Annotated in this window: 20 protein-coding genes; 13 read left to right on the forward strand and 7 right to left on the reverse strand. The window is 70.0% G+C overall.

The window, feature by feature from the left end; translation table 11 throughout:
* Positions 1-58: 58 nt before the first annotated feature.
* The 5 genes from pedB to pedA1 all read right to left on the reverse strand — a co-directional run bounded on the left by pedB (position 59) and on the right by pedA1 (position 3,923).
* Positions 59-820: a lanthanide ABC transporter ATP-binding protein PedB/LutE gene (gene pedB, locus COGEMETH_RS10935; protein ID WP_238182593.1), complete on the reverse strand. Its 762-nt coding sequence runs from the start codon at positions 818-820 to the stop codon at positions 59-61.
* Positions 817-1,059, reverse strand: coding sequence for a hypothetical protein (locus COGEMETH_RS10940; RefSeq protein WP_238182594.1), 243 nt, complete (start codon positions 1,057-1,059; stop codon positions 817-819). Before COGEMETH_RS10940 ends, pedB begins: the two co-directional genes overlap by 4 nt.
* 11 nt (positions 1,060-1,070) lie before the next feature.
* Positions 1,071-1,520, reverse strand: coding sequence for a cupredoxin domain-containing protein (locus COGEMETH_RS10945; RefSeq protein WP_238182595.1), 450 nt, complete (start codon positions 1,518-1,520; stop codon positions 1,071-1,073).
* A gap of 56 nt (positions 1,521-1,576) precedes the next feature.
* The gene (locus COGEMETH_RS10950; RefSeq protein WP_238182596.1) at positions 1,577-2,560 is read right to left on the reverse strand and encodes a YVTN family beta-propeller repeat protein; all 984 of its coding nucleotides are present in this window, start codon (positions 2,558-2,560) and stop codon (positions 1,577-1,579) included.
* 121 nt (positions 2,561-2,681) lie between these two features.
* Entirely contained in the window at positions 2,682-3,923 is a 1,242-nt protein-coding gene (gene pedA1, locus COGEMETH_RS10955; protein WP_238182597.1) for a lanthanide ABC transporter ABC transporter substrate-binding protein PedA1, read from the reverse strand.
* A gap of 253 nt (positions 3,924-4,176) precedes the next feature.
* Between pedA1 and COGEMETH_RS10960 the strand changes: the two genes are divergently transcribed.
* The 10 genes from COGEMETH_RS10960 (at position 4,177) to COGEMETH_RS11005 (ending at position 12,834) form a co-directional block, all read left to right on the forward strand.
* Positions 4,177-4,431 (forward strand): type II toxin-antitoxin system Phd/YefM family antitoxin, encoded by a 255-nt coding sequence (locus tag COGEMETH_RS10960; RefSeq protein WP_238182598.1) that lies wholly within the window; start codon positions 4,177-4,179, stop codon positions 4,429-4,431.
* A complete protein-coding gene (locus COGEMETH_RS10965) occupies positions 4,425-4,841 on the forward strand; it encodes a type II toxin-antitoxin system VapC family toxin (RefSeq protein WP_238182612.1) in 417 nt (138 codons plus the stop codon). Before COGEMETH_RS10960 ends, COGEMETH_RS10965 begins: the two co-directional genes overlap by 7 nt.
* Before the next feature lie 307 nt (positions 4,842-5,148).
* Positions 5,149-5,673, forward strand: coding sequence for a DUF3280 domain-containing protein (locus COGEMETH_RS10970; RefSeq protein ID WP_238182599.1), 525 nt, complete (start codon positions 5,149-5,151; stop codon positions 5,671-5,673).
* Positions 5,674-5,763: 90 nt separating this feature from the next.
* On the forward strand, positions 5,764-6,492 hold the full coding sequence (locus COGEMETH_RS10975) for a (5-formylfuran-3-yl)methyl phosphate synthase (protein ID WP_238182600.1): 729 nt from the start codon (positions 5,764-5,766) through the stop codon (positions 6,490-6,492).
* Positions 6,489-7,166 carry an amino acid kinase family protein gene (locus COGEMETH_RS10980; protein WP_238182601.1) on the forward strand — a complete coding sequence of 226 codons (678 nt, stop codon included), beginning with the start codon at positions 6,489-6,491 and terminating at the stop codon, positions 7,164-7,166. The genes COGEMETH_RS10975 and COGEMETH_RS10980 overlap by 4 nt, the downstream gene beginning before the upstream one ends.
* On the forward strand, positions 7,163-8,731 hold the full coding sequence (locus COGEMETH_RS10985; protein ID WP_238182602.1) for a DUF6513 domain-containing protein: 1,569 nt from the start codon (positions 7,163-7,165) through the stop codon (positions 8,729-8,731). Before COGEMETH_RS10980 ends, COGEMETH_RS10985 begins: the two co-directional genes overlap by 4 nt.
* A gap of 4 nt (positions 8,732-8,735) precedes the next feature.
* The gene (locus COGEMETH_RS10990) at positions 8,736-9,344 is read left to right on the forward strand and encodes a DUF447 domain-containing protein (protein WP_238182603.1); all 609 of its coding nucleotides are present in this window, start codon (positions 8,736-8,738) and stop codon (positions 9,342-9,344) included.
* 27 nt (positions 9,345-9,371) lie between these two features.
* Entirely contained in the window at positions 9,372-9,902 is a 531-nt protein-coding gene (locus COGEMETH_RS10995) for an SRPBCC family protein (RefSeq protein ID WP_238182604.1), read from the forward strand.
* Complete coding sequence (locus COGEMETH_RS11000) at positions 9,899-10,858, forward strand: beta-propeller fold lactonase family protein (RefSeq protein WP_373875345.1); 960 nt, start codon at positions 9,899-9,901, stop codon at positions 10,856-10,858. The genes COGEMETH_RS10995 and COGEMETH_RS11000 overlap by 4 nt, the downstream gene beginning before the upstream one ends.
* Positions 10,859-11,184: 326 nt before the next feature.
* On the forward strand, positions 11,185-12,834 hold the full coding sequence (locus tag COGEMETH_RS11005) for an EF-hand domain-containing protein (protein WP_238182605.1): 1,650 nt from the start codon (positions 11,185-11,187) through the stop codon (positions 12,832-12,834).
* Between the two features lie 327 nt (positions 12,835-13,161).
* Here COGEMETH_RS11005 and COGEMETH_RS11010 read toward each other — a convergent pair whose 3' ends face one another.
* Both COGEMETH_RS11010 and COGEMETH_RS11015 read right to left on the reverse strand, forming a co-directional pair.
* The gene (locus tag COGEMETH_RS11010; protein WP_238182606.1) at positions 13,162-13,362 is read right to left on the reverse strand and encodes a hypothetical protein; all 201 of its coding nucleotides are present in this window, start codon (positions 13,360-13,362) and stop codon (positions 13,162-13,164) included.
* Positions 13,359-14,399 (reverse strand): hydantoinase/oxoprolinase family protein, encoded by a 1,041-nt coding sequence (locus tag COGEMETH_RS11015; protein ID WP_238182607.1) that lies wholly within the window; start codon positions 14,397-14,399, stop codon positions 13,359-13,361. The genes COGEMETH_RS11010 and COGEMETH_RS11015 overlap by 4 nt, the downstream gene beginning before the upstream one ends.
* A 39-nt stretch (positions 14,400-14,438) precedes the next feature.
* Between COGEMETH_RS11015 and COGEMETH_RS11020 the strand changes: the two genes are divergently transcribed.
* The 3 genes from COGEMETH_RS11020 to COGEMETH_RS11030 all read left to right on the forward strand — a co-directional run.
* Positions 14,439-15,119, forward strand: coding sequence for a HisA/HisF-related TIM barrel protein (locus COGEMETH_RS11020; RefSeq protein ID WP_238182608.1), 681 nt, complete (start codon positions 14,439-14,441; stop codon positions 15,117-15,119).
* 72 nt (positions 15,120-15,191) lie between these two features.
* Positions 15,192-15,794 (forward strand): 3-isopropylmalate dehydratase small subunit, encoded by a 603-nt coding sequence (gene leuD / locus COGEMETH_RS11025; protein WP_238182609.1) that lies wholly within the window; start codon positions 15,192-15,194, stop codon positions 15,792-15,794.
* A 97-nt stretch (positions 15,795-15,891) separates the two neighbouring features.
* The coding region (locus tag COGEMETH_RS11030; protein ID WP_373875346.1) for a lytic murein transglycosylase at positions 15,892-16,927 on the forward strand (1,036 nt) is incomplete at its 3' end.

Below are 16,927 nucleotides of genomic sequence, written 5' to 3' on the forward strand. Positions count from 1 at the left end.
TCCGCCAACCCGCAGAGGGGGGAGGGAGAGGCCGCGCGGTTCTGATCGGGTCGGGGGTTCACGCGGCCACCTTGGGCGGTTCGGCCACCAGCCGGCGGAAGGCGTCGGCCAGCGTCTCGTCCGCCCCGCCGATGCCGCCGGCGGTGCCGCGGGCGATGATGCGGCCCTTGTGCAGCACCACGGCGTCGTCCTCGGGTGCGATCTCCTCGAAGATGTGGGTGGCCCAGAGCACCGAGAGCCCCTCCTCCCGCACCAGGGCGCGCACGATGGCGACGATGTCGGCCCGCGATTCGAGGTCGAGGCCGACGGTCGGCTCGTCGAGCAGCAGCAGGCTCGGATGGTGCACCAGGGAGCGGGCGATCTCGATCCGGCGCGACTGGCCGCCGGAGAGGGTGCGGACCTTGTCGCCGCGCCGGTCGGAGAGGCCGACCCGGTCGAGCAGCACGCCGATCCGGGCCTTGGCGGCCTTGCGCGCGATGCCGTGCAGGCTCGCGTGGTACATCAGGTTCTGCTCGACGGTGAGGTCGGTATCCAGGGTGCGCGCCTGGAACACCACGCCGAGGCGGGCCAGCGCCCGCGACGGCTCCCGGTCGAGGCCGTGGCCGAAGATCGCGACCCGGCCCTCCTGGCTGGCGTAGAGGCGGGTGACCACCGAGAACAGGGTGGTCTTGCCGGCCCCGTTCGGTCCGAGCAGCGCCACGAAGCGCCCGCGCTCCACCGTGATCGACACGTCGGACAAAGCCGCCCGCGCGCCGAAGCGGTGGCCGAGCCCGCTCACCGCGAGCGCTGGGGCCGCAGCGGGCGAGGACCCTTGGCTCATTGGCCGATGGCCCGCTTGGCGTCGCCGACCGCGTCGAGGCACTCGTCGAACTCGCCCTCGCCCTGCTCCCGCTCGGCCACCCGCAGGGCCTTCTTTAGCTTCGGCAGGGTCGCGTCCGGCGGGTTCTTAGCGAGCACGTCCCGGATCATGGCGATGCCCTCGGCGCAGGCCGCCTTGTCGTCGGCAGCCGCGGGGCCGGCCGCCAGCAGGACGGCGAGGGTGAGGATGGGCAGACGCATCGCGAAAAATCCTACTTCACCGAGATCGTGCCGGTCATGCCCTTGGATTCCAGTCCGCGGGCCTCCCACTTGTAGTCGCCCGGCTTGATCGCGACGAACTCGATGGCGATCTCGCCCGGATCGTCGAACTCGAAGTGGTCGGGCGGGCCGCCGCCGTGGATCTCCAGGTGGTTGATCACGATCTGGTTGAGCCAGATGTAGCGGAAGAACTCGGGGGCGTAGAACTTGTACTCCTGCCGGCCCTTGGCGACGATGCGCAGGCGATAGGCCTTGCCGGATTCCAGCTCGATATCCTTGTTCTCGACCACGAAGTCGTTGCCCTCCTCGTTGCCGAGCACGAGGTCGGGCAGGGTCTGGCGCTTCTTGGTGAGGTCGAGGCCGAGGGCCGGCCCGTTCGCCAGCAGGGCGGCCAGGCCCAGGGCGGCAAGGCCTCTTGCCCCGAGCCGAAGGGTGCGCGTCATCGTCGGGTCTCCTCCCCCTGTGCCGCCGCGTCGGGCGGGCGATCGCGGTGCGGTTCTCAGTTGGGCGAGATGGCGACGCCCCAGGGCAGCAGCCCCACGGGGATGCTCTTGAGCACCTTCTCCGCCGTCACGTCGATCACCGAGACGTCGTTGGAGCTGCCGTTGGTCGTGAACAGCATCTTCTGGTCGGGGGTGAAGGCGAGCTGCCAGACCCGCTGGCCCACGGGCAGGTATTTCTGCACCTCGTAGGTCCTGGCATCGATCACGGCCACGCGGTTGGCCGGCCCGAGGGCGACGAAGGCCTTGGCGCCGTCCTCGGTGATGCGCACGCCCACCGGCTGGATCGCCTCGTCGTTCACGCTCGGGATCTTGAAGGTGATCTTCTTGACCACCCGGCGCTGGGCCACGTCGATCACGCTCACCGTGCCGCCGACCTCGGCCGAGACCCAGAGGAACTTGCCGTCCGCCGTGAACTCGGCGAAGCGCGGGCGGGCGTCGACCAGCACGTTGTCGATCACCTGGAAGGTCTTGGTGTCGATGAAGTGGGCCATGTTCGTGGTCTCGGAGGTGTTGACCAGGATCTTGCCGTCCGGCGACAGGCCCATGCCCTCCGGCTCGACGCCCACCGGCACCTCGGCCAGGACCTTGTTCTTCTCGATGTCGATGACCGTGACCTGGCTGTCGTCCTCGTTGGCGACGTAGAGGGGGTTGCCGGTGCGGTCGAGGATGAACTGCTCGGGATCGGGCCCGGAGCGGAGCGAGCGCACCACCTTGCCGGTGGCGGCCTCGAGCACGTCGATGCGGTCGTCGTCGCTGGCGCAGACGAAGACCTCCTTGCCGTCCCGGCTCACGGTGATGCCGCGCGGGCGCCGCCCGACCTTCCAGGTCCCGGTCACGGTGAGCGTGCCCCCGTCGATGACGCTGACCGAGTTGCCCTTCTCGTTCGAGACGTAGATCGTGTAGGCGGAGGCCGGCCCCGACAGGCCGAGCAGGCCCCCGAGCGCGATCACGCCAAACCCTGCCTTGACGCAGCGGCTCATTCATTACCTCCCGTGGCGCTCTTGCGGCGCTCGTTTCCCGCATGCCCGAGTCTAGGGCGTTTTGCACGCGTTGCGAGGCCGATGCGCCGGCCCCGCCCCATCGCGATTGCCGCAGGCCGGGCTACTTCAGCTTGCAGGCGGTCTCCGGCAGGTCGATGCCCAGGGTGTCCAGCGGCGTGCGCTGGTGCAGGAAGCCCTGCTCGGGGGCAACCGAGACCAGGGCCTTCGGCTGCACCACGATCAGCGGCTGGCGCAACTGGTGGTCCCAGGGCCGGAAGCTGAGGGACACGCCCTTGTAGGCCGGCAGGTTGAAGGCGGGGTCCGTCAGGTAGGGCACGATCACGGCCGGGTCGGCGGTCTTCTTCGCGGTCGCCGCCTCGCCCACCGCGCGGATCGAGGCCCAGACCTGGTAGTCGAGGGGGCGCATCAGCCGGCCGGACAGGCGGCGGAACCGGTTCTGCGCCTGGGCCGCCCCCCAGGTCTCCAGCACCGGCGCCCAGCTCGTGGCGACGAGCCCCTGCGTGCCGCCCACGGGCCGCGGGTCGACGGTGCGGAAGGGGACGTAATCGCCCCAGTCGGCCGCCTCGTCGGCCACCACGGCCATGTCGTAGTCGAGGCCGCGGGTGAAGACCATCGCCTCCGCCCGCGTCGGCGTATCGCCCCGCGCCTTGGCGAGCGGCCCGAAGGTCCAGGGCTTCTCCGCCGTGATCTTCAGGGCGAACTTGCGGGCGGAGTTGCGCAGCGCGTCGGCGTAGAGCTTGTCGGCCTCGTTCGGCCCGACGATCAGGAACAGCTTCCGCCAGCGCATCACGGTGAGGTATTGCGCGAGCGCGTCGGTCAGCATCGCCCGCGAGGGTGCGACGTGGAACAGGTTCGCCCGGCAATCGGCGCCGCGCAGGCGATCGTCCGGGGCGGCGGCGTTGAACAGGGCCGCACCCGATCCCTTGAGGGCGTCGGAGACCGCCAGCACCTCGTCGGCGGGAAGCGCCAGCACGACGTAGCGCACGCCCTTGGCCGCCAGCCCCCTGGCGGCGTCGACCGCGCTCACGCCGCCTTCGGTGAGGGCGACCTCGTCCAGGGCGTAGCTCTGCTTGGTGAACCGGCCGGTGGTGTTGGTGTCGGCGATGCCCATGCGCGCGCCGGCCACGCCCTCGTCCTCCGGCGGCGCCTCCGCGTCGTAGGAGGAGGGGGCGGGCTGGGGCCGGTAGATCAGGCCGATATGCGTCTCGGCGGCCTGGGCCGGCGCGGGCGGCGGGGCCGCCGGCTCCTGCGCCGCCGCCGGGACGGCGCCGAAAGGGGCGCCGAGGGCGAAGATCAGGGCCGCGGCGAGGGCGTGCGCCCGGATGGTTGCAGAATCGTGCATGCGGCCGGCACGTAACAGCATATCGCGGCGGCACTCAACGGCGGAGTTTTTGGGGTGGTGGCGACGTCGTGGCAGGTGGTGGTCGGCGAACCATTGACGCGCCAGCGCTCGCAGGAGCGTGCAAGAATCCCGATTTCTGCACGACAGCTTCGCGTGGTTACGGACGACCAGCGCCTGGTGGCCGCGACGCTCGTGCAGGAGCCTTTCTCTCGATCCCAAATTTGTAGTAACGTAGCTACAAAATGGAGGCGTCATGACCATCACGACCCTTTCGAGTCGGGAGTTCAATCAGGATTCCAGCCGCGCCAAGAAGGCTGCCGAACAAGGCCCCGTTTTCATCACCGATCGCGGCAAGCCCGCGCATGTCCTGTTGAGCATCGGCGACTATCGCAAGCTGGCCGGCCGGGAGGTGACCTTGGCAGAGGCTTTGGCGCAGCCGGACGTTGCCGATTTCGAATTCACGCCGCCGCGTGCGGGCGGGATGACACGCACGCCGGATTTATCGTAACGTTCCTACTCGACACCAACGTTCTTTCGGAACTGCGCCGGTCGGACAAGGCGAACGCGAAGGTTCTGGCGTGGGCTTCGTCCGTGCCGATCACGGATATTGTCCTGTCGGTCATCACCATTCTCGAAATCGAAATCGGGGCCTTGTCGGTCGGGCGCAGGGATGAAGCGCAGGGGAGGATTTTGCGCGCCTGGATCGACCAGCAGGTGTTTCCGAGGTTCGAGGGCCGCATCCTTCCGATCGATACCGCCGTGACGCTGCGTTGCGCGCGCCTGCATGTGCCGGACCCGCGCGCCGAGCGTGACGCGCTCATCGCGGCGACGGCACTCGTGCATGGGTTGACCGTCGTTACGCGCAATCGCGCGGACTTCGATCCAACCGGTGCGCGGACGCTGAACCCTTGGGATTAGCGTCTCTCGCGACGCTCCCGCTGCGCCGTCGCGGCACGAGGATGGGCTCCCCGGGCTCTGGGGTTTCGTGAGGTGCACCGCGTCCTGGTTTTCGCACGAACCTCGAAGGGCTCTCGCCGCGCCACAGGCGATCGTCCGCCGGCATGTTCGAGAATCGCTATGGCGGATCGACGGCGCCCGGTCGCGCCGGCTCGTACCTCGGCCCGAGACACGCGACTTCCGGCCGGGATTGCCAAAGCGTCCCGCAGCCCGACCTATAGCCCCACCCGGCCGTGCGTCCTCCGCCCGGCCGCCAGGGAGACACGCCATGTCCATCCGCGCCCTGTCCGCCGCCGGCCTGTTCGCGATGGCCGTGTCGCTGCATCCGGCGGCCGTCGCGGCCGGCCCGGAGACGGCGGCGGTGTTTCCCGTGGAACTGCTCGATCCGGGCGTGGTCGGCGGCCGCAAGGCCCGGCCCGACGAGGTCCGCAAGCTCGCCCTCGTCACCGACGCGTTGCGCGACGCCCTCAAGGACCGCGGCGGCCTGGAGCCGGTGGACACCACGCCACAGGCGGCCGAGGTCGCCAAGCAGGGGCCCCTCTACAGGTGCGACGGCTGCGCCGTGGGCATCGCCAAGGCGCTGGGTGCGGACCTCGCCGTGAACGGCTATGTGGAGAAGGGCTCGAACCAGATCTTCAACCTCAACGTCCTCATCACCGACGTCGCCAGCGGCAAGGTGGTGCGCGGCGGGCAGGTGGTGATCCGGGCCGACACCGACGACACCTGGATGCATGCGATGCGCTGGGTGGTGAAGAACCGCCTGCTGGCCGAGCCCCTGCCCGGCAAGTCCTGATTTGTCTCCGCGTGGGCGCACGACCGATCGTGCGAGCCATGACCGTCTTGCCATGACCATCTTGCCATGACCGCCAGTCCCGAGTCCTCCGTGTCCGAGTCCGTCCGCATCCCGTCGGCCCTCCCCCTGCCCCGCCTCCTCGTCAGCGTGCGCGACGTGGCCGAGGCGCGGGCCGCCCACGCCGCCGGCGCGGACCTGATCGACGCCAAGGACCCGGAGGCCGGGGCACTCGGCGCCCTCCCGCAATCGACCGTGCGGGCCATCCGCGAGGCGTTAAGTCCGCGGGCGGTCACGAGCGCGGTGGCGGGCGAGCCGGAGGTTTCCAGCCGCCTGCCCGAGGCCGTCGCCGCGATGGCGGCCACCGGCGTCGGCTTCGTCAAGGTCGGCCTGCGCCCGGCCCCGGTGTCGGATCGCGCGATGCTCGCCGCCGCCGCGGGCGCCGCCCCCGGCCGGCTCATCGCCGTGCTCTTCGCCGAGGACGGCTTCGCGGCGGACGCCGTGCCGGTACTGGCCGAGGCGGGCTTCTGCGGGGCGATGGTCGACACGATGGGCAAGGACGGGCGGCGCCTGGGCGACTGGATCGACCCCGCGGGCCTCTCCGCCTTCACCGCTGCCTGCCGGACGCACGGCCTGCTCTGCGGGCTCGCCGGCTCCCTGCGGATCGCCGATATCGGGCCGCTCTCCGCACACAGGCCGGACTATCTCGGCTTCCGCGGTGGCCTCTGCCACGGCCTCGACCGCCGCCACGCCCTCGACCCCGCCCGCGTCACCGAGGCCGTCCGCGCCTTGAGCCGGCTCGGCTGCCGGGACGCGGCATGAGGGCCGGAGGTCTCACCGTGATCAAGCTCGGCGGCAGCCTCCTGGCCGAGCCCGGCCGGCTGCGCGGCTGGCTCGCGGCCATCGCGGACGGCGCGCACGGCCCCTGCCTCGTCGTGCCCGGCGGCGGCCCCTTCGCCGACGCGGTGCGCGAGGCCCAGGCCGCCCTCGGCTTTGCCGACAGCCTCGCCCACCGCCTCGCCCTCGACGCCATGGGGCACATGGCGGAGGCGTTCTGCGGGATCGAGCCGCGGCTTTACCGGAGTGCGGGCCTCTCCTCCCCCTTGCGGGGAAGAGCCGAAGGTGGGTGTGGTGCCGGAGGTGTCTTAGCGGTCCCTTCTGAGCCACCCCCACCCCTGACCCCTCCCCGCAAGGGGGAGGGGAAGGCTATCCCCGTCTGGGACCCCGCCGCCCTGCGCGAAGGCCGCCCCGACATCCCCGAGACCTGGGACGTGACCTCCGACAGCCTCGCCCTCTGGCTCGCACGGGAGACCGGGGCCGCCCGCTGCGTCCTGGTGAAGTCCGCCGACGCGCCGCCCGGCCGCAGCCCGGCGGAACTGGCCCGCCTCGGCCTGGTGGACGCCGCCTTCCCGGCCTTCGCCGCCCGCTTTGCCGGCGCCATCGCCCTGTGGGGGCCGAGCGGTGTCGTGCCCCTCGGTGAGCGGGCCGCCGCGTGAGCGAACCGGACAAGACGCCCGAGCACCTCGTGTTCGTCACGGGCAAGCTCGCCCGCGCCCGCCTGGAGAAGGTGGCAGGCGGCCTGCCGCCAGAGCGCTTCGCCTGGAGCATCGCGGATGCCGGGGTGAAGGTCGCCGCCCTGATGACGGAGGAGATCATCAAGCGGCGGGTGACGATGCCGGAAGGCGCCACCCGCATCGTCCTGCCCGGCCGCTGCCGGGCCAACCCCGAGGCGCTGTCCGCCCATTTCGGCCTGCCGGTGGAGCGCGGGCCCGACGAGATCGTGGACCTGCCGGCCTGGCTCGGGCTCGCCGGCCGCAAGGTGGACCTCTCGCGCCACGACCTGCGCATCTTCTCCGAGATCGTGGACGCCTCGAAGATGAGCCCCGACCAGATCCTGGCCAAGGGCCTCGATCTGGTCCGCCGGGGGGCCGACGTGATCGACCTCGGCGGCCTGCCGGACACGCCCTTCCCGCATCTGGAGGACAGCGTGCGGCTGATGAAGCAGGCCGGCCTCACGGTCAGCGTCGATTCCTTCTCCCTGGACGAGCTGGCGCGCGGGGCGCGGGCCGGGGCCGACTACCTGCTCAGCCTCAACGAGGAGACCCTGGACCTCGCCTTCGAGACCGACGCCGTCCCCGTCCTGGTGCCGATGCGGCCGGACGACCTGCCCTCGCTCGACCGCGCCATCGCGCGGATGGAGAAGGCCGGGCGCCCCTACATGGCCGACCCGATCCTCGAGCCGATCCATTTCGGCTTCGTCGAGTCGATCGTGCGCTACCACGAGACGCGGCGGCGCTGGCCGGGCATCGAGATGATGATGGGCACCGGCAACCTCACGGAGCTGACCGAGGCCGACAGCCTCGGCGTCACGGCGACGCTGCTGGGGATGTGCTCGGAACTCTCCGTGCGCAACGTGCTGATCGTGCAGGTCTCCAACCACACCCGCCGCACGGTGGAGGAGCACGACGCGGCCCGCCGGGTGATGTACGCGGCCAAGGCGGATGCGGCCCTGCCGAAGGGCTACGGCCGGGACTTACTGGCACTTCACGACAAGCGCCCGTTCGTGCAGACACCCGACGAGATCGCGCTGGCGGCCGGCGAGGTCCGCGACCCGAACTACCGGATCGCGGTGGCCGAGGACGGCATCCACCTCTACAACCGCGACGTCCACAGGGTCGGCACCGACGCGATGGCCTTCTTCCCCGACCTGCAGGCGACGAGCGACCTGGCGAGCGACGGCGCCCACGCCTTCTACCTTGGGGCTGAGTTGACCAAGGCCGAGACCGCCTGGCGCCTGGGCAAGCGCTACGTGCAGGACGAGCCCCTGGACTGGGGCTGCGCCGCCGACCGGGAGGCGCAGGACACAACCGCCTTCAAGAAGGCCGGCCACACCAGGCATTCCGGCCCCGGCGCGCCGCCGCCCGGCACCCGCGACGCGCGCAGCGTCGCCCCCGAGGCGGACGCGGACGCGCCGGAGACCATCGGCGCGGACGCGGTGCGGGCCGGGGCGAAGGAGCAAAAGCTCGTGTGCGGCCGGCTCGTGCCGGCGGACGAGGGCTGAGCCGGTGCCTCTGATCCTGGAGACCATCGTCACCACGCTCTCGCCCGCGGGCGACCTGCACCTCGTGCCCTTCGGCCTGATCCGCGAGGGCGAGGCCTACGTGCTGGCGCCGTTCCGGCCCTCGCCGACCATCGTGAACCTCGAGGCCAACCCGGTCTTCGCCGCGTCGAGCCCCCGCGACGTGCGGGTGATCGCCGGCGCCGTCTCCGGGCGGCGCGACTGGCCGGTGGCCGACTGCGCGCGGATTCCGGGCAAGCGCCTGGCCGACAGCTTCGGGCACGCCGAGTTCGAGGTGGCCCGCATCGAGGACGACGGCACCCGCCCGCGCTACCACGGCCGGATGGTGCATGCGGAGAGCCACCACCCCTTCATCGGCTACAACCGGGCGCAGGCCGCGGTGCTGGAGGCGGCGATCCTCTCGACGCGGCTGCACATGCTGGAGCCGGACAAGATCCTGACGGAGATGGCCTACCACGCCATCGCGATATCCAAGACCGCCGGGCCCCACGAGCGCGAGGCCTGGGACTGGATCGAGGACAAGGTCGCCGCCGCCCTCGGGCGGAGCGAGCGCGTCCTCGCGAACCCGACGCCGCATCCCGACGCGGCGCGCTGAGGAGACGAACCCGTGAGATTCCTGCCCATGAGATTCAAGACGCTGGCCGCCGTGGCCGCGCTCGCCACGGTGTCCTTGTCCGCCCAGGCCCACGGCCCGACCCGGCAGAAGGTCCAGGAGAGCATCGAGATCAACGCGCCCGCCGACAAGGTCTGGGCCGTGGTCGGCAACTTCCAGGACATGAGCTGGCTGCCCCCCGTCGAGAAGACCGAGGGCAAGGGCGGCAACGACGTGAAGGCCACCCGCACGCTGACCCTCAAGGGCGGTGCGACGGTGGTCGAGGAACTCGCCAAGTACGACGCGGCCAAGAAGACCTACATGTACCGGATCGACAAGGTCGACGTGAAGACCCTGCCGGTGAACGACTATTCCTCCACGATCGAGGTCGAAGGCGAGGGCGACAAGACCAAGCTGACCTGGCGGGGCGCGTTCTACCGCGGCTACATGAACAACGATCCGCCGCCGGACCTCAACGACGAGGCCTCCAAGAAGGCGGTGAGCGGCCTCTACCGCGCCGGCCTCGAGGCGGTGAAGGCCAAGGTCGAGAAGGGCTCGTGAAGGGCCGGCGGCTCGTCCGCGCCGGCCTCGGCCTCGCGGCGGGCTGCCTGATCCTGTGCGGAGGGGCTGCCGCACAGGAGGCCTTCGTGACGACGCAGCTCGGCAACGCCGTCGACGTGATCGACCTCGCCTCGGCCAAGGTCGTGGCCAGCATCCCCGTCGACGGGGCGCCGGCCGGCATCGCCATCGCGCCGGACCGCCGCCGGGCCTACGTCACCCGGCCCGAGGGGCACGGGGTGGCGGTGATCGACCTCGACGCCCGCCGGGTGGTGTCCACGTTGCCCCTGCCAGGCGGGCCGCTCGGCATCGGCGTCAACCCGAAGACGGGGGCCGTCTACGTCGCGGACTGGTACGGCGCCCGCGTCTTCGTGCTGGAGCCCTCGGCGGAAGGCCTGATTCCGGCCGGCGAGATCGCGGTCGGCCGCTCCCCCTCGGGCCTGGCGGTGACGCCGGACGGGCGCACCCTGCTGGTGGCCAACCGGGAATCGGACACGGTCTCGGTGGTCGACCTGGAGACGCGAAAAGAACTTCAGGCGATCCCGGTCGGCCAGCATCCCTTCGGCCTGACGCTGTCGTCGGACGGGACCCGCGCCTACACCGCCAACGTGGTCTCGAACGACGTCTCGGCCATCGACGTGGCCGGCCGCCGCGAGACCGGCCGGGTGAAGACGGGCGAGCGCCCCTACGTGATCGCGCTGGCGACTGGGCGCGGCTTCGTCACCGACCAGTATTCCGGCACCGTGACGGTGTTCGACGCCGCCACCCTGGCGACAATCGCCACGATCGACGTGGGCGACCATCCCGAGGGCATCGCCGCGGGCAAGGACGGGAAGACCGTCTACGTAGCGAACTGGGGCGACAACACCCTCACGCTCATCGACACCACGACCCTCAAGCCCACCGGCACGATCCCGACGGGGGACGGGCCGCGGGCGTTCGGGGATTTCTTGCGGTGATCCGGTTGCGGCCGCTCTTTCGGGAGCCGCCGCTCATGACTGGTCCTATCGCGGTATGACATTCGACCCGGCTCGGTCGTCCGTTGCCGACCCAACACAATCGCACAGGCTAATGCAAGTGCCGCCCAAGTGCGGACTTCAGCTTGGTTTTCGCCTTGTTGTTCTACTGCCGTCGCGCTGATGCAGATCATCTGGAGCTTGCAATCGCACCTGCCTGTTTATCGTATCGCTACCCTAAATACGGCAGATTGCCATATAGACGAAATTCTTTCTCTCATCGTACCTGTTATGCCTGCTCCCAGGAGCTAATTGTACGGACTTCTGCGATGCGAAACATTTTTCATACCATAGTTTTTGTGGCCGGCCTGACTCTTTGTCCCAGCATAGGCCAAGCGGATTTAGCGAGAGGTCGTAGCATTCCACAATTAATCAGCTCGATTTTGACACCCGGCGCTACGCTCGAAAGGGTCACGATTCATGTTGCTCGAAACTTTCAGACCCTCGACGCGAACCGCGACGGCCGCTTGAACCTTGCAGATGCGCAACTCCTAGAGGCGTTTGATTTGGCCTCATCTCGCGCCGCCATGGTCATGGTGTTCATGAGCGCTGACATCAACGCAGATGGTGTCGTGACTGAAGAGGAGTTGCGAACGAAACGCCGATACGATCACAGGTTCGGAGAGCCTGTCACAAAAACCGCACCGAGTGGAAAAAGCGAAGAGCAAGCCTTGGCTGAGGAATTGCAGAGATTGATGGCCGCCGACGCTGACAAGGACGGCCGCATCACCTGGATCGAGGCGTCGAATTCAGTACCAAAAACCTTGACGGATCGCGCCTCGGAAGGATCGTCGAAAAGCGTACGCGAGATTCTGGCCTTCGCAGGGCGGGAACAGGAAGGTCTCAGCCCCATCGAGTTCGAAGAGCTGTTTGTCCAAGCCTTCCGTTCTGCGGATGCCGATCACAACGGCACGATCTCGCAGGAGGAGGTGATCACCCTGCGGCGTCGCTACGAGGAGCGCCGTCTGGCTGCCTTCGAGGAGCGGCGACGCCGTCAGAAGGAGGAGGCGCGTGCGGGCTGCGAGCTTCCCAAGGCGTCCGAGCGCGCCAAGGTCATGGTCCTGTCGGCTTATCGGAGCGACAGCTTGTCCACGACGACTCTCGGCTCGCAGGATGTGGAGGTCGGAAGCGGATTCATAACGATCGAGGACGGTTCCGAGCCGCTTTACGTCGTCGTCACGTCGGCTCAGCCCGTAATCTGGCGTTTCTCGGGCGCTCTCGACCGCTTGGAGCGCGTGGTCCTCGCCTCCGCGCGCAACGCGCCAAACTCATCGGACCGAAATGCGAAACCGCTCGTCGGCGCGACAGGGCTGCCGGCCGACAAGGTCACGTTCCTGCCCCGTCCCGACTGCCTCGCCTACTTCTACGAAGAACCGTCGGTCGATGCGTCCGAGACGCTTGCCATCGTGAGGCGCGAGACAGGCAAGGACGCGATCTCGGCGGCGCGTTACGAAGTCTCGGGGTTCACGGTGTTTTCTGCCGGGATTCGTATGTCGGAGCCGGCAGATCGGAAGACGATGATCGTGAAATCGGCGGGCTCACTCGAGGTCGTGGGCGACGCCCTCGTCGTGGTTCCAGGAAGCTCGGACGGTCTCGCGAGCATGGTTGCGCACTACTTTCCAGGTGGAGTGATCGAGATCGATCCGGCGAGCGTCGTCGCAAGTGTGACACCTACCCGCTACGACGTGCTGCCAAGCGAAGCGGGCCTGCTTCAACTGGTCCAGAGCGGTGCTCTGGCTTGGAACCGGAATGGCGAGTTCCTCATCAAGCGGAAGATACGCTTTCCGGCAGAGCTTGGCGGCGCGCATTCCGCACGCTTCCTCCTGCTGCGCGGCGTGCCGGAGCCCGATGGCGGCGCCTGGCAATCCTGCGTGATCAGCGAAGATACGGGCCAGCCGTTGCGTGGATCGCGGTGTTGACGCCGGGAGCCGGCTGGAGGTCTTGGCCCCGCCGCTCGATCTGCTCACGGGCTGGCGGGGCGTGCCGTGCCTGCACGACCGAGCCTGATACGCAATGCGGCGCGGCTCAAAGATGAGGATGAGGCGGCCGGATTAGCCGGCGTTCAACGCCGGCAAGAGCTATACGGCCCGAATTGAGAAAGCCCTTGCTGGGCGCCCCAGCACTCTGAGGTTGTGTCCGCTTTCGGAGTTTGCCTTCGTGAAAGCACACCGGCAAACATACACCCTTCGCGGACCGGCCAACCAAATCTCAACCCGAGACACAACCTCACGTCTCGGCCCGAGGCCCTACGCCGCCTGCGGCGGCTCGTCCGGCCCCGGTTCGGTCGGCGAGTTCAAGATGTCCTCCAGCTCGTCCACAAGCATGTCGATCTGGTCGGGCGTGGCCAGCACCTTCAGCACCTCGCCGCTCTCGGTGGCCACCGCCAGCTCGATATGCGGGCCCACCCGCGTCGCCAGGATGCGGGCGAGGATCTTGAGGGCGCTCATGCGTCTCTCCCGGAGGCGAGCAGGCCGACGGCGACCGCCGGGCCGCAGGTGGAGGCCCAGGCGGGATCGCCCGCGATCCGGCCGGCCAGGATGTCGGTGAAGGCGAGCACCGGCCGGCCGAGGCGCGCGGCCAGGCGCACGGCCACGAAGCTTCCCGCGCCGCAGGCGATCAGGGGGGCCTCATTCGGCAGGTCGGGGCGCGAGAGCAGGATTGCTGCGGCATCGTGCAGGAGGCGCAGCTGCGCCTCGGCGAAATGCCGGGCCAGCGCCGCCCAGTCCTGCGCGGAGCCCTCGTCCCGGTCGCGGCCGATCATCCGCGCCAGGCGGATCTCGGTTTCCAGCGTGGACTTGCCCTTGAGGTCCGCGCTGTGCTGCTGGTCGGCCCCCTCGGGCAGGTCCCCGGTGAGGCGGTAGGCGTCGGCCGCGTGCGCGAAGGTCTCCGCCATCAGCCGCGTGCGCCGGCCCCGGAAGGGGGCGTGGTCGGAGAGCGCCAGCAGCGGCGTGCGCACCACCCCGGTATAGACGAGCTCATTCGTCTCCAGGCGCTCGGCATCGCTGTAGCCGGCGGCCGCGGGACGGCCGGCGACGATCGGGATCAGGTCGGCCGTGGTCGAGCCGATGTCGACGAGGAGGCCGTCCGTCCGGTGCCGGGCGAGCAGCGCCGCGGTGGCGTGCCAGTTCGCCGAGGCGATGTCGGCCGCCCGGCCTCGCGCCTCGGACGGGGCGAGGAAGCCCGAGCGCCCGGCATAGATCGCCACGTGCCCCGGCAGGCGCTCGGCCGCCCAGGCCGCCAGCTGGCCCACGCCGTCGGTGCGGTCGGAAAAGCAGTCGGTCAATTCGCCGGTCATGGTGACGGCGTGCTCGGCCTCGCCCCGCGCCCAGTCGGGCAGTTCGGAGAGGGTCTTGTCGAGGGCCGGCAGGCCGCGCCAGAGGGGGCACGGGGCCTGGACGACGGCGCGGACGCAGCCGTCCTCGATCAGGGCCGCCTTGACGTGCACCCCTCCGAGATCCCACCCGATCTGTCTGGTCGATGTCATGTGCGGGCGGTCGGCCTGTGGCTGTCGGGGGAGAGCGGGATGGAAGCGTTCGCGGTGATCCCGGTGCTCGACCTGCGTCACGGACGCGTGGTGCGGGCACGCGCCGGGCAGCGCCAATCCTATGCCCCGATCGAGACGCCCTTGGCAAAGGGTTCGGAGCCGGCCACGATCGCGCGGGCGCTGCTGGCGGCCTGCCCCGGCCCCACCCTGTACGTGGCCGACCTCGACGCGATCATGGACGGGCGCGCGCCCGACCTCCCGGCCCTGGAGCGGATCGCGCGGGCCTGCCCCGGGGTCGGCCTCTGGGTCGATGCCGGTTTTTCCGACGCGGCCGGGCTCGAAGCGTTCCTGGACAGCGGCCTCGGCCGGCCGGTGATCGGCAGCGAGAGCCAGAGGGATGCGCGCCTCGTCGCCCGGCTCGGGCAGCAAATGGTGCTGTCGCTGGACAGCCGCGGGAGCGAGCGCCTGGGGCCCGCGGCGCTGCACGCGGATGCGCGCCACTGGCCCGACGACGTGATCGCCATGACGCTCGCCCGCGTGGGCGTCGGCACCGGACCGGACCTTGCCGGCATCGCCGCTTTGCGAGCGCTGGCGCCTGCCGCCCGGATCTACGCGGCCGGCGGCGTGCGGGGGCCCGGCGACCTCGCCGCGCTGCGGCAGGCGGGAGCGGCCGGGGCGCTGGTGGCCTCGGCCATCCACGACGGGCACCTCCCCGCCTGAAACTTCCGGCCGCACGCGCGGGCTGCTAGAAGGCTGCGACACGCGGACAACCGGCAACGAATCGTCAGGCCCATGGACAAGTTCACCACCCTGGAGGGCGTCGCGGCGCCCATGCGGATCATCAACGTCGACACCGACCGGATCATCCCCAAGCAGTACCTCAAGACGATCAAGCGCACCGGCCTCGGCAAGGGCCTGTTCGCGGAGATGCGCTATCACGACGACGGCTCCGAGAACCCGGACTTCGTGCTGAACAAGCCGGCCTACCGGCAGTCCAGGATCCTGGTCGCGGGCGACAATTTCGGCTGCGGCTCGTCCCGCGAGCACGCCCCCTGGGCGCTCGCCGATTTCGGCATCCGCTGCGTCGTCTCCACGAGCTTTGCCGACATCTTCTTCAACAACTGCGCCAAGAACGGCATCCTGGCGATCGTGGTCTCGCCGGAGGACCTGGAGAAGCTGTTCGAGGACGCCGAGCGCGGCTCCAACGCCACCCTGTCGATCGACCTCGAAGCCCAGACCATCAAGGGGCCGGACGGCGGCACCCTGCATTTCGAGATCGAGGAGAGCCGCAAGCACAGCCTGCTCAACGGCCTCGACGAGATCGGCCTGACCCTGCAGCGGGCGCCTGCCATCGACGCCTACGAGGCCAGGCTCGCCGAGCGGGGGTGGGCGTGAGCCGGACGGCCTCAACCGTTCGTTAACCCTCGTATCGCCTGAATCACCCGAGATTCCGATTGCGAGACCGAGGAGCGCGCCCATGCCGATGCAGCCGATGAGACGGGGGACCGCGCTCGGCCTCGTCCTGCTCGCGGGGCTCTCCGGCACCGCGGCGCGGGCCGACTTCCAGTCCTGCCTCTCCGGCATCCAGGCGCAGGCGGCCTCGGCCGGCGTCTCCGCCCAGGCGTTCCGGGCCGCGACCGACGGGATCGCCTACGACGACAAGGTCATCGAGCTGTCCCAGGCGCAGCCGGAGTTCAAGACCCCGATCTGGGACTACATGGCGGCGCTGGTCGACGACGAGCGGGTCGAGGACGGGCGGGCGGCGATGAAGCAGCACGCCCCGGCGCTCGCCCAGGCGGAGGCCCGCTACGGGGTCGACCGCTACACCATCGCCGCCGTGTGGGGGGTGGAGTCGAACTTCGGCAAGAACCTCGGCAAGATGCCCCTGGTGCAGTCGCTGGCCACGCTCGCCTGCTCGAACAACCGCCGCCGCGACTTCTTCCGGGGCGAGCTGATCGCCACCCTCAAGATCATCGAGCGCGGCGACATCGCCCCCGAACGTCTGACCGGCTCCTGGGCCGGGGCCTTCGGCCAGACCCAGTTCATGCCGACCACCTACCAGCGCCTCGCCGTGGACCTCGACGGCGACGGGCGCCGGGACGTGGTCGATTCGGTGGCCGACGCGGTAGGCTCCACGGCCAACTTCCTGCACGTCGCCAAGTGGTCGAACGGGCCGGGCTGGGGCTACGAGGTGAAGCTGCCGCGCAGCTTCAGCGTCGCCTCCGCCGGCCGCAAGAACAAGAAGCCGGTGGCCCACTGGGCCGCCCTCGGCGTCACCCGCATCGACGGCCGGCCGCTCTCCGGGGACGGGCCCGCCGGCATCATCGCACCCGCCGGCATCGACGGCCCGGCCTTCCTGGTGACGCGGAACTTCGACGCGATCTACTCCTACAACGCGGCCGAATCCTACGGGCTTGCCATCGCCGTGCTCTCGGACCGCCTGCGCGGCCGGGCCGGCGTCCAGGCCGAGTGGCCGACCGACGACCCGCCCCTGTCGCGCGCCGATCGCCGCGACAGGGGCGGGTCGT

It is taken from the genome of Methylobacterium trifolii (genome assembly GCF_022179685.1).
GTDB lineage: Bacteria > Pseudomonadota > Alphaproteobacteria > Rhizobiales > Beijerinckiaceae > Methylobacterium > Methylobacterium trifolii.

Excerpts from the sequence above, each read along its gene's own strand:
- COGEMETH_RS10960 (WP_238182598.1), top strand. The coding sequence starts at position 4,177 with ATGACCATCACGACCCTTTCGAGTCGGGAGTTCAATCAGGATTCCAGC.
- COGEMETH_RS10940 (WP_238182594.1), bottom strand. The coding sequence starts at position 1,059 with ATGCGTCTGCCCATCCTCACCCTCGCCGTCCTGCTGGCGGCCGGCCCC.
- leuD (WP_238182609.1), top strand. The coding sequence starts at position 15,192 with ATGGACAAGTTCACCACCCTGGAGGGCGTCGCGGCGCCCATGCGGATC.
- COGEMETH_RS11010 (WP_238182606.1), bottom strand. The coding sequence starts at position 13,362 with ATGAGCGCCCTCAAGATCCTCGCCCGCATCCTGGCGACGCGGGTGGGC.
- COGEMETH_RS10970 (WP_238182599.1), top strand. The coding sequence starts at position 5,149 with ATGTCCATCCGCGCCCTGTCCGCCGCCGGCCTGTTCGCGATGGCCGTG.
- COGEMETH_RS10950 (WP_238182596.1), bottom strand. The coding sequence starts at position 2,560 with ATGAGCCGCTGCGTCAAGGCAGGGTTTGGCGTGATCGCGCTCGGGGGC.
- COGEMETH_RS11020 (WP_238182608.1), top strand. The coding sequence starts at position 14,439 with ATGGAAGCGTTCGCGGTGATCCCGGTGCTCGACCTGCGTCACGGACGC.
- COGEMETH_RS11015 (WP_238182607.1), bottom strand. The coding sequence starts at position 14,399 with ATGACATCGACCAGACAGATCGGGTGGGATCTCGGAGGGGTGCACGTC.
- pedA1 (WP_238182597.1), bottom strand. The coding sequence starts at position 3,923 with ATGCACGATTCTGCAACCATCCGGGCGCACGCCCTCGCCGCGGCCCTG.
- pedB (WP_238182593.1), bottom strand. The coding sequence starts at position 820 with ATGAGCCAAGGGTCCTCGCCCGCTGCGGCCCCAGCGCTCGCGGTGAGC.
- COGEMETH_RS11005 (WP_238182605.1), top strand. The coding sequence starts at position 11,185 with ATGCGAAACATTTTTCATACCATAGTTTTTGTGGCCGGCCTGACTCTT.
- COGEMETH_RS10945 (WP_238182595.1), bottom strand. The coding sequence starts at position 1,520 with ATGACGCGCACCCTTCGGCTCGGGGCAAGAGGCCTTGCCGCCCTGGGC.
- COGEMETH_RS10980 (WP_238182601.1), top strand. The coding sequence starts at position 6,489 with ATGAGGGCCGGAGGTCTCACCGTGATCAAGCTCGGCGGCAGCCTCCTG.
- COGEMETH_RS10995 (WP_238182604.1), top strand. The coding sequence starts at position 9,372 with ATGAGATTCAAGACGCTGGCCGCCGTGGCCGCGCTCGCCACGGTGTCC.